This is a genomic window from Streptomyces sp. NPDC127084 (assembly GCF_042724175.1).
Lineage (GTDB): Bacteria > Actinomycetota > Actinomycetes > Streptomycetales > Streptomycetaceae > Streptomyces.
This window is the reverse complement of the sequence record NZ_JBHXFA010000158.1, coordinates 4,242-15,372: the sequence shown is the minus strand read 5'-3', so window position 1 is coordinate 15,372 and position 11,131 is coordinate 4,242. Positions and strand designations below refer to the sequence as shown.

General features: G+C 67.1%; 6 protein-coding genes. All 6 read right to left on the bottom strand.

All coding sequences use genetic code 11. From position 1 onward, the window contains the following. Nucleotides 1-47: 47 nt before the first annotated feature. Nucleotides 48-3,959 carry a DNA-directed RNA polymerase subunit beta' gene (locus tag ACFWI9_RS28100; RefSeq protein ID WP_387166199.1) on the bottom strand — a complete coding sequence of 1,304 codons (3,912 nt, stop codon included), beginning with the start codon at nucleotides 3,957-3,959 and terminating at the stop codon, nucleotides 48-50. 97 nt (nucleotides 3,960-4,056) lie between these two features. After that, complete coding sequence (gene rpoB, locus ACFWI9_RS28095) at nucleotides 4,057-7,542, bottom strand: DNA-directed RNA polymerase subunit beta (protein ID WP_387166197.1); 3,486 nt, start codon at nucleotides 7,540-7,542, stop codon at nucleotides 4,057-4,059. A gap of 531 nt (nucleotides 7,543-8,073) precedes the next feature. Continuing rightward, nucleotides 8,074-8,463, bottom strand: coding sequence for a 50S ribosomal protein L7/L12 (gene rplL / locus ACFWI9_RS28090; protein ID WP_387166195.1), 390 nt, complete (start codon nucleotides 8,461-8,463; stop codon nucleotides 8,074-8,076). 114 nt (nucleotides 8,464-8,577) lie between these two features. Continuing rightward, a complete protein-coding gene (gene rplJ, locus ACFWI9_RS28085; RefSeq protein ID WP_338677264.1) occupies nucleotides 8,578-9,108 on the bottom strand; it encodes a 50S ribosomal protein L10 in 531 nt (176 codons plus the stop codon). 576 nt (nucleotides 9,109-9,684) lie between these two features. Beyond that, nucleotides 9,685-10,401, bottom strand: coding sequence for an NDP-sugar synthase (locus tag ACFWI9_RS28080; RefSeq protein ID WP_387166193.1), 717 nt, complete (start codon nucleotides 10,399-10,401; stop codon nucleotides 9,685-9,687). 73 nt (nucleotides 10,402-10,474) lie between these two features. After that, complete coding sequence (locus ACFWI9_RS28075; protein WP_387166191.1) at nucleotides 10,475-10,897, bottom strand: hypothetical protein; 423 nt, start codon at nucleotides 10,895-10,897, stop codon at nucleotides 10,475-10,477. Between the last annotated feature and the right edge of the window lie 234 nt (nucleotides 10,898-11,131).

The window sequence follows — 11,131 nt, the reverse complement described above, 5'->3', positions numbered from 1 at the left end:
ACGTCCTGTTGCATTCTCCTCCGTCGCCGCCCTCTCAAGCTGCTCGCTTACTGATTGTACGGACCGTAGTCGTAGTCCTCCAGCGGAACGGCCTGGCCGGAGCCGGTGCCGAACGGCGAGTAGTCGATGTCGTCGTAGCCGACGGCCGAGTACATCGCGGCCTTGGCCTCCTCGGTCGGCTCGACCCGGATGTTGCGGTAGCGGGACAGGCCCGTACCGGCCGGGATGAGCTTACCGATGATGACGTTCTCCTTGAGGCCGATCAGGGAGTCCGACTTGGCGTTGATCGCCGCGTCGGTGAGGACCCTGGTCGTCTCCTGGAAGGACGCCGCCGACAGCCACGACTCGGTGGCGAGCGAGGCCTTGGTGATACCCATCAGCTGCGGACGGCCGGAGGCCGGGTGGCCGCCTTCCTCCACGACGCGACGGTTCTCCTTCTCGAAGCGAGAGCGCTCCACGAGCTCGCCCGGCAGCAGCTCCGCGTCGCCGGACTCGATGATCGTCACACGGCGCAGCATCTGCCGGATGATGATCTCGATGTGCTTGTCGTGGATCGACACACCCTGCGAGTTGTAGACCTTCTGGACCTCGCCGACCAGGTGGACCTGGACGGCCCGCTGGCCGAGGATGCGCAGCACGTCGTGCGGGTTGGTGGCACCCACGGTGAGCTTCTGGCCCACCTCGACGTGGTCGCCCTCGCCCACCAGCAGACGGGCACGCTTCGAGATCGGGAACGCCGTCTCGTCGCTGCCGTCGTCCGGGGTGACGACGAGCTTCTTGGTCTTCTCGGTCTCCTCGATCCGCACACGGCCGGAGGCCTCGGAGATCGGGGCGACACCCTTCGGGGTACGAGCCTCGAAGAGCTCGACGACACGGGGCAGACCCTGGGTGATGTCGTCACCGGCCACACCACCGGTGTGGAAGGTACGCATCGTCAGCTGGGTACCGGGCTCACCGATGGACTGGGCGGCGATGATGCCGACCGCCTCACCGATGTCGACCAGCTTGCCGGTGGCCAGCGAACGGCCGTAGCAGTACGCACAGGTGCCGACAGCGGACTCACAGGTCAGGACCGACCGGGTCTTGACCTCCTCCACACCGGCGCCCACCAGGGCGTCGATGAGCACGTCACCGAGGTCGACGTTGGCCGGCGCGATGACCTTGCCGTCCACGACGACGTCCTCGGCGAGCATCCGCGCGTACACGGAGGTCTCGACGTCCTCCGCCTTGCGCAGCACACCGTCGGCGCCGCGCTCGGCGATCCGCAGCTTCAGACCGCGCTCGGTGCCGCAGTCCTCCTCGCGGATGATCACGTCCTGCGAGACGTCCACCAGACGACGGGTCAGGTAACCCGAGTCGGCGGTACGCAGGGCGGTGTCGGCGAGACCCTTACGGGCACCGTGGGTGGAGATGAAGTACTCCAGCACGGACAGGCCCTCACGGAACGAGGCCTTGATCGGACGCGGGATGGTCTCGTTCTTTGCGTTCGACACCAGACCACGCATACCGGCGATCTGACGCATCTGCATCATGTTTCCACGAGCACCCGAGTTGACCATCATGAAGATGGGGTTGGTCTTCGGGAAGTTCGCGTTCATCGCCTCGGCGACGTCGTTCGTCGCCTGCGTCCAGATCTGGATGAGCTCCTGCGTGCGCTCGTCCTTGGTGATCAGACCGCGCTCGTACTGCTTCTGGACCTTCTCGTCCTTGGCCTCGTACGAAGCGACGATCTCCTTCTTCGCCTCGGGAACGACGACGTCGGAGATGGCGACGGTGACACCGGAACGGGTCGCCCAGTAGAAGCCGGCCGCCTTCAGGTTGTCGAGCGTCGCCGCCACGATGACCTTGGGGTAGCGCTCGGCGAGGTCGTTGACGATCTCGGAGAGCTGCTTCTTGCCGACCGAGTAGTCGACGAACGGGTAGTCCTCGGGCAGCAGCTCGTTGAAGAGCGCACGGCCCAGGGTGGTCCGCAGACGGAAGCTGTCACCCTGCTGCCAGGCGCCACCGAGGCTGTCGTCGCCCTCCTCCTCCACCGGCGGGGTCCAGCCACGCGGCGGGACGGTGCCGATCGGGAAGCGGATGTCGATCTTCGCCTGGAGCGACAGCTCCCGGGCGTCGAAGGCCATGATCGCCTCGGCGGTGGAGTTGAACGCACGGCCCTCGCCGCGCACCTCGCGCTCCTCCTCGTCCGTGGTGAGGAAGAAGAGGCCCAGCACCATGTCCTGGGTCGGCATGGTCACCGGACGGCCGTCGGCCGGCTTGAGGATGTTGTTCGAGGACAGCATCAGGATGCGGGCCTCGGCCTGCGCCTCCGCGGACAGCGGCAGGTGCACGGCCATCTGGTCACCGTCGAAGTCCGCGTTGAACGCGGTGCAGACGAGCGGGTGGATCTGGATGGCCTTGCCCTCGACCAGCTGCGGCTCGAAGGCCTGGATGCCGAGGCGGTGCAGCGTGGGCGCACGGTTCAGCAGCACCGGGTGCTCGGCGATGACCTCTTCGAGGACGTCGTACACGACGGTGCGACCGCGCTCGACCATGCGCTTGGCCGACTTGATGTTCTGCGCGTGGTTCAGGTCGACCAGGCGCTTCATCACGAACGGCTTGAAGAGCTCCAGCGCCATGGCCTTGGGCAGACCGCACTGGTGCAGCTTCAGCTGCGGGCCGACGACGATGACGGAACGCGCCGAGTAGTCGACTCGCTTACCGAGCAGGTTCTGACGGAAGCGGCCCTGCTTGCCCTTCAGCATGTCGCTGAGGGACTTCAGCGGGCGGTTACCGGGACCGGTGACCGGACGGCCGCGGCGGCCGTTGTCGAACAGCGCGTCGACGGCCTCCTGGAGCATCCGCTTCTCGTTGTTCACGATGATCTCGGGCGCACCGAGGTCGAGCAGACGCTTCAGACGGTTGTTCCGGTTGATCACCCGGCGGTACAGGTCGTTCAGGTCGGAGGTCGCGAAGCGGCCACCGTCCAGCTGCACCATCGGACGCAGGTCCGGCGGGATCACCGGGACGCAGTCCAGCACCATGCCCTTGGGGCTGTTGCTGGTCTGGAGGAAGGCGGAGACGACCTTGAGGCGCTTGAGCGCACGGGTCTTCTTCTGGCCCTTGCCGGTACGGATGATCTCGCGGAGGCGCTCGGCCTCCTCGTCCAGGTCGAAGGACTCCAGGCGCTTCTGCAGCGCCGCGGCACCCATCGAGCCGTCGAAGTACGTGCCGAAGCGGTCACGCAGCTCGCGGTAGAGCAGCTCGTCGCCCTCGAGGTCTTGGACCTTGAGGTTCTTGAAGCGGCTCCACACCTCGTCCAGGCGATCGATCTCGCGCTGCGCGCGGTCGCGCAGCTGCTTCATCTCACGCTCGGCACCCTCGCGCACCTTGCGGCGCACGTCGGACTTGGCACCCTCGGCCTCGAGCTCGGCGAGGTCGCCCTCGAGCTTCTTGGCGCGGGCCTCCAGGTCGGCGTCGCGGCGGTTCTCGATCTGCTGGCGCTCGACGGAGACATGGGCCTCCAGCGAGGGCAGGTCGCGGGTGCGGCGCTCCTCGTCGACGTACGTGATCATGTACGCCGCGAAGTAGATGACCTTCTCCAGGTCCTTCGGGGCGAGGTCGAGCAGGTAGCCCAGACGCGACGGAACGCCCTTGAAGTACCAGATGTGGGTGACGGGTGCGGCCAGCTCGATGTGGCCCATCCGCTCACGGCGCACCTTGGCACGGGTGACCTCGACGCCACACCGCTCGCAGATGATGCCCTTGAAGCGGACGCGCTTGTACTTACCGCAGTAGCACTCCCAGTCCCGGGTGGGGCCGAAGATCTTCTCGCAGAAGAGCCCGTCCTTTTCCGGCTTGAGCGTGCGGTAGTTGATGGTCTCGGGCTTCTTGACCTCGCCGTGGGACCACTGACGGATGTCGTCAGCGGTGGCCAGGCCGATCCGGAGCTCGTCGAAGAAGTTGACGTCGAGCACTATGCGTCAATCCCTCTCAGGGTCGTAAGTCTGTGGTCTGAAACGGGGGCCTGGGGGTCGGCGGGGCCCTGTGGGTAAGGGCCCCGCCGGACTCCCGTCAGACCTCTTCGACGCTGCTCGGCTCGCGCCGCGACAGGTCGATGCCGAGCTCCTCCGCAGCGCGGAAGACGTCCTCGTCGGTGTCGCGCATCTCGATGGACATGCCGTCCGAGGACAGCACCTCCACGTTGAGGCACAGGGACTGCATCTCCTTGATGAGCACCTTGAAGGACTCGGGGATGCCGGGCTCCGGGATGTTCTCGCCCTTGACGATGGCCTCGTAGACCTTCACGCGGCCGGTGACGTCGTCGGACTTGATGGTCAGCAGCTCCTGGAGGGCGTATGCGGCGCCGTAAGCCTCCAGCGCCCACACCTCCATCTCACCGAAGCGCTGGCCACCGAACTGAGCCTTACCACCCAGCGGCTGCTGGGTGATCATCGAGTACGGACCGGTCGAACGTGCGTGCAGCTTGTCGTCGACCAGGTGGTGCAGCTTGAGGATGTACATGTACCCGACCGAGATCGGGTCCGGGAACGGCTCACCGGAGCGGCCGTCGAACAGCCGGGCCTTACCGGTCGGCAGCACCATGCGGTCACCGTCCCGGTTCGGGATGGTGTGCTGGAGCAGACCGGCCAGCTCGTCCTCGCGGGCACCGTCGAAGACCGGGGTCGCGACGTTGGTGCCCGGGGCGACCTGGTCGGCGCCGATGGCCTGGAGGCGCTGGGCCCACTCGTCCGCGAGGCCGGAGACGTCCCAGCCGCGGCTGGCGAGCCAGCCGAGGTGGATCTCCAGGACCTGTCCCGGGTTCATTCGGGACGGGACACCCAGCGGGTTGAGGATGATGTCGACCGGGGTGCCGTCCTCCAGGAACGGCATGTCCTCGATCGGCAGGATCTTGGAGATGACGCCCTTGTTGCCGTGACGGCCGGCGAGCTTGTCACCGTCGGTGATCTTGCGCTTCTGCGCGACGTACACGCGCACCAGCTGGTTCACACCGGGGGGAAGCTCGTCGCCCTCCTCGCGGTCGAAGACGCGGACGCCGATGACCTTGCCGGTCTCGCCGTGCGGCACCTTCAGCGAGGTGTCACGGACCTCACGGGCCTTCTCACCGAAGATCGCGCGGAGCAGGCGCTCCTCCGGGGTCAGCTCGGTCTCACCCTTCGGGGTGACCTTGCCGACCAGGATGTCGCCGGCGACGACCTCGGCACCGATCCGGATGATGCCGCGCTCGTCGAGGTCCGCGAGGACCTCCTCGGAGACGTTCGGGATGTCCCGGGTGATCTCCTCGGGGCCGAGCTTGGTGTCACGGGCGTCGACCTCGTGCTCCTCGATGTGGATCGAGGAGAGGACGTCGTCCTGGACGAGGCGCTGCGACAGGATGATCGCGTCCTCGTAGTTGTGACCCTCCCACGGCATGAACGCGACGAGCAGGTTCTTGCCGAGCGCCATCTCGCCGTCTTCGGTGGCCGGGCCGTCGGCCAGGACCTGGCCCTCGATGACCCGGTCGCCCTCGGCGACGACGACCTTCTGGTTGACCGAGGTGCCCTGGTTGGAGCGGGCGAACTTGGCCAGGCGGTACGTGATGTACGTGCCGTCGTCGTTGGCGACGGTGATGTAGTCCGCGGAGAGCTCCTGGATCACACCGTCCTTCTCGGCCTTGACCACGTCACCGGCGTCGGTGGCGCAGCGGTACTCCATGCCGGTGCCGACGAGCGGGGCCTCCGCCTTGATGAGCGGAACGGCCTGGCGCATCATGTTCGCGCCCATGAGGGCACGGTTGGCGTCGTCGTGCTCCAGGAACGGGATCATGGCGGTCGCGACCGACACCATCTGGCGCGGCGAGACGTCCATGTAGTCCACGTCGGCGGGCGACACGTAGTCGACCTCGCCGCCGCGGCGGCGCACCAGGACACGGGCCTCGGAGAAGCGCAGCTCGTCGTTGAGCGCGGCGTTGGCCTGCGCGATGACGAAGCGGTCCTCCTCGTCCGCGGTCAGGTAGTCCACCTCGTCGGTGACCTGGCCGTCGACGACCTTGCGGTACGGGGTCTCCACGAAGCCGAACGCGTTGACGCGTCCGTACGAGGCGAGCGAACCGATCAGACCGATGTTCGGGCCTTCGGGGGTCTCGATCGGGCACATGCGTCCGTAGTGGGACGGGTGCACGTCACGGACCTCGAAGCCGGCCCGCTCACGGGACAGACCGCCGGGGCCCAGCGCCGACAGGCGGCGCTTGTGGGTCAGGCCCGAGAGCGGGTTGTTCTGGTCCATGAACTGGGACAGCTGGCTGGTGCCGAAGAACTCCTTGATGGAGGCGACGACCGGCCGGATGTTGATCAGGGTCTGCGGCGTGATCGCCTCGACGTCCTGGGTGGTCATGCGCTCGCGCACGACGCGCTCCATACGGGCGAGACCCGTACGGACCTGGTTCTGGATGAGCTCGCCGACGTTGCGCAGACGGCGGTTGCCGAAGTGGTCGATGTCGTCCGTCTCGACCACGATCTGCGTGCCGCTCTCGCCGACCGTCTCGGTCTCACCGGCGTGCAGCTTGACCAGGTACTTGATGGTCGCGATGACGTCGTCGGTGGTGAGCACGCCGGCGTCCAGCGGCTCGTCCGCGCCGAGCTTCTTGTTGACCTTGTAGCGGCCGACCTTGGCCAGGTCGTAGCGCTTCGGGTTGAAGTACAGGTTCTCAAGAAGGGTCTGCGCGGCCTCACGCGTCGGGGGCTCGCCCGGGCGCAGCTTGCGGTAGATGTCGAGCAGCGCGTCGTCCTGGCCCTGGGTGTGGTCCTTCTCCAGGGTGGCGCGCATGGACTCGTACTCGCCGAACTCCTCGAGGATCTGCTCGGTCGTCCAGCCGAGCGCCTTCAGGAGGACGGTGACGGACTGCTTGCGCTTGCGGTCGATACGGACACCGACCATGTCGCGCTTGTCGATCTCCATCTCCAGCCAGGCACCCCGGGACGGGATGATCTTGGCGGAGAAGATGTCCTTGTCGGACGTCTTGTCGATGGAGGAGTCGAAGTAGACGCCCGGCGAGCGGACCAGCTGCGACACCACGACACGCTCGGTGCCGTTGATGACGAAGGTGCCCTTGTTGGTCATGAGCGGGAAGTCGCCCATGAAGACCGTCTGGGACTTGATCTCGCCGGTCTCGTTGTTGGTGAACTCGGCCGTGACGAAGAGCGGCGCGGCGTACGTGAAGTCGCGCTCCTTGCACTCGTCGATCGAGTTCTTGGGGGGCTCGAAGCGGTGGTCGCGGAAGGTCAGCGACATCGACCCGGAGAAGTCCTCGATCGGCGAGATCTCCTCGAAGATCTCCTCCAGACCGGACTTGGTGGGAACGTCCTGTCCGGACTCCAGAGCCGCCTCGACCCGAGCCTTCCAGGCGGCGTTGCCGAGCAGCCAGTCAAAGCTCTCGGTCTGCAACGCGAGAAGGTTCGGAACCTCGAGAGGCTCCTTGATCTTTGCAAAGGAGATGCGCAGCGGGGCGGTGCTTGCGCCGTTGTTCGTATTCGCGGTCGAGGCGTTGCGCGAGGCGGCCAAGAGGGGGTCCTTCCGAGGGCTCGGACTCACTACGCGCGTACCGGTCCCAAGCCGGGCACACGGCCAGAAATCCCAGGTCATCGGGTATTCGGCCGGCAGTGCTCTGGCGAGGGCATGCCCCTGGTGACGGGCAGGAGGCAGCTAACAGGCAGCGCAAAGGGTCAGTGTAGCCACTTGGCCCACTGATGTCCAGGGCGGGTTTTCCGCGACCCTCGTTGTTCTCAACTCCGCCGGTATGCCGTGCGCCGGAAGACGCACACCGATACTGCCCGTTCCGTCGTCGATCCATGCCTCGAACTCGGATCGTTGTGACGACGCGTCCTGAGAATTGCGCGCTGCGTGCGGTTCGTCAAGGCCCTCCACTTGGTGGAGATCGTCACCTGGCGCACGGCGAAGATCACCTTACTCTCCGCTGCCGACGGTGCAAGACGACCACCCGCAGGTGTCAGGAACGCCGAAAGGCGACCACCCGCTTGGGTGATCGCCCTTCAGTGTGTGCGCGTTACAGCGCGAGAGTCAGAAGACTCGGGGTCACTTGACCTCGACCGAGGCGCCAGCGGCCTTGAGGGACTCGGCGGCCTTCTCAGCGGCCTCCTTGGCGACCTTCTCGAGGACCGGCTTCGGGGTGCCGTCGACGAGGTCCTTGGCCTCCTTCAGACCCAGGGAGGTCAGCTCACGCACGACCTTGATGACCTGGATCTTCTTCTCACCGGCGCCGGTGAGGATGACGTCGAACTCGTCCTGCTCCTCGACGGCCTCGGCGGCAGCGCCACCAGCGGCACCGCCGGCGACCATGACCGGAGCGGCGGCAGCGGCGGTGACGTCGAACTTCTCCTCGAACGCCTTCACGAACTCGGAGAGCTCGATGAGGGTCATCTCCTCGAACTGCGCGAGCAGGTCTTCCTGAGACAGCTTCGCCATGATGGCGGTCCTTCCACTAAATCGGCTGGTGCCGGGTGTACTGGGTAAGGCGGGCGTACGTCGGGCCCGCATCGACCCTCACCTCATGCGGCGAGGATCGGAAAGCGAGCCGAATTACTCGGCACCGCCCTGCTCGTCCTGCTTGGCCCGAAGCGCGTCCACGGTGCGGACGAGCTTCGACGGGAGCGCCTGGAAGACAGAGGCAGCCTGGGACTGCTTGCCCTTGAACGCACCGGCCAGCTTGGAGAGCAGAACCTCGCGGGACTCGAGGTCCGCGAGCTTCTTGATCTCATCGGCGGACAGCGCCTTGCCGTCAAGGACACCGCCCTTGATGATGAGATTCGGGTTGTCCTTGGCGAAGTCGCGCAGACCCTTCGCCGACTCCACCGGGTCACCGGTGACGAAGGCGACGGCCGTCGGACCAGCGAAGAGCTGGTCGTCCAGCGTGATCCCGGCCTCGTTGGCCGCAATCTTGGTCAGCGTGTTCTTCACCACGGCGTACTGGGCGTTCTCACCGAGCGACCGGCGCAGCGTCTTGAGCTGCGCCACGGTGAGACCGCGGTACTCGGTCAGCACTGCGGCGTTGGAGCTGCGGAACTTGTCCGTCAGCTCGGCAACCGCGGCAGCCTTGTCGGGCGTCGCCATGAGCCTCGGCCTCCTTCCGGGTGATTCGGACCGCGTGGACTGAAGGAAGGAGACTGGGCAAAACGAAACGCCCCGGCGCAGGCGCACGGGGCTTTGCTCAACCGGATCTCATGCGTGTCCGCATGCGTACCAGGAGCGCTTCCACAGTCACCTGCGCGGGTCGTCCGCAGCTAGCGGATCCTTCGGCCGCCATACCCATAAGGGCACAGCAACGACCAGCGGTCTTTGGCTTCTCGGGAAGAGTACGGGAACGGGGCGGCGGCAGGCAAATCCGCCCTGACCGGAGCCTTCCGGCCTGCCTCCTGGAGCAGCATCGGGCGCACCGGGGCTCTGCAGAGGACGGCGCGGGGCCGGGGTGTGCGCCCGGTCGCCTGCGCGGCGGCTGGGCGCCCGGAGGGGCCGCCTGGCGCTCCCCTACCCCCGTGGCTGCCGCCCGGCCCGCCCCCACGCCGGGTCCGTACACGGGCAGGCTCCGTATCCCGCGCCAGGCCCGGGCCGGGCCCCCGCCCGCGCCCCCCGCCCCCCCCCGCCCCCCCCCGCCGCCCGGGGCTCGAGCATGGGCGGTGACGCGAGACTTCAGGAAGCGTGCGCCGCCAGCTCCTTGGCCGCCTCGGTAAGGTCCTTCGCGGTGTCGATGGCCCGCCAGTACGCCCCCTGCGGCAGCGGGAACCCGGCCAGCGCACGTTCCCGTGCCAGCCGCGGGAACGTCGTACGCTCATGGTCGCCACGGTCGGGCAGCATGCCGGTGAACTCCGCCGAGAACACGTACACACCCGCGTTGATCAGATACGGCGACGGCGGGGCCTCGATGAAGTCCAGTACGTGGCCGAACTCATCGGTCTCCACAGCGCCCCACGGAATACGGGGGCGGGCGAGGGAAAGCGTCGCGGTGGCGTCCCGCTCGGCATGGAACGCGGCCATCTCGCGCAGCGAGAAGCGCGTCCAGATGTCGCCGTTGGTGGCGTACCAGGGCTGGTCAGGATGTGGAAGGCGGGCGGCCGCGTACTTGAGGCCACCGCCCCGCCCCAGCGGCTCCTCCTCGACCACCGTGGTGACCCGCAGCGGGAGCACGGCGCTGTCGAGCCACTCCTGGAGCACCTCGGCGAGATGCCCACAGGACACCACGACGTCGGTCACGCCCTCTTCGGCCAGCCAGGAAAGCTGATGGCCGATGATCGGAATCCCGGTCCCGGGAATCTCGACCATCGGCTTGGGGCGGTCGTCGGTGTAGGGGCGCAGTCGCGAGCCCTGGCCGCCCGCCAGGACCACGGCCTGCGTCGGAAACACATGCATACGGGCACGATAAGCGGTGCCAGGTGGATCACCGCGAGGGGTACCGGGGTTCCGGGCCCCCGAACGGCGGTGGTCAGTTGCTCTGCGCCCGCTGTGAGACACCCGCGGCGAACGAGGTGTCGCACACCGGCCGGGAGTACGCCTGCGCACGCGTCGGACCGTAGTGCTCCACCGCGGCACGGCCGAGCTCCCGGGCGATCGTCATGCAGTGCTTCGCGAGCGAAGGACGCTCCTCGACCTCACGCTGAAGCTCGGTGAGCGCGGCGCCCGGGTCCTTCTCCTGGAGCTCGGCGAGCAGCCTGTCGCGCAGCACGTCCTGCGGCGCAAGGGACTTGGCGGGAACCGATACATTCTCCGAAGACGCGGTGAGCATCCGCGACTGGGTGTGACGCCCGGCCCAGGGGACGCTGGCGACCGCGAGAGTTCCGGAGAGCACCAGGACGACGGGCAGGACGAGAGCGAGGGAACGGCCGATACGGCGGGCTGTGGTGGTCACGCAGGCGAGCGTAGCGGCCAGTAGTGATTTGGCGACATTTGGTCACCCTCGCGAGGGAACGTTCGAGTGGATTTTTCGAATTGGGTGTTGACGTGCTGGGGTGAACTGCCGGATCTGTCTGATCTGTCGGGGTGCTGACGGGCATACGTGAGCGGTGGGGGGGGGGGGCGTCGGCCTGGGGGGCGGGTCGCAGACCAACACTCGCGGACACAGCGACACGAGCGGAGCGGAGAG

What these genes read in the sequence shown, in the direction of transcription:
- ACFWI9_RS28080 (WP_387166193.1), bottom strand. Translation starts at nt 10,401, where the DNA reads ATGCATGTGTTTCCGACGCAGGCCGTGGTCCTGGCGGGCGGCCAGGGC.
- rplL (WP_387166195.1), bottom strand. Translation starts at nt 8,463, where the DNA reads ATGGCGAAGCTGTCTCAGGAAGACCTGCTCGCGCAGTTCGAGGAGATG.
- rplJ (WP_338677264.1), bottom strand. Translation starts at nt 9,108, where the DNA reads ATGGCGACGCCCGACAAGGCTGCCGCGGTTGCCGAGCTGACGGACAAG.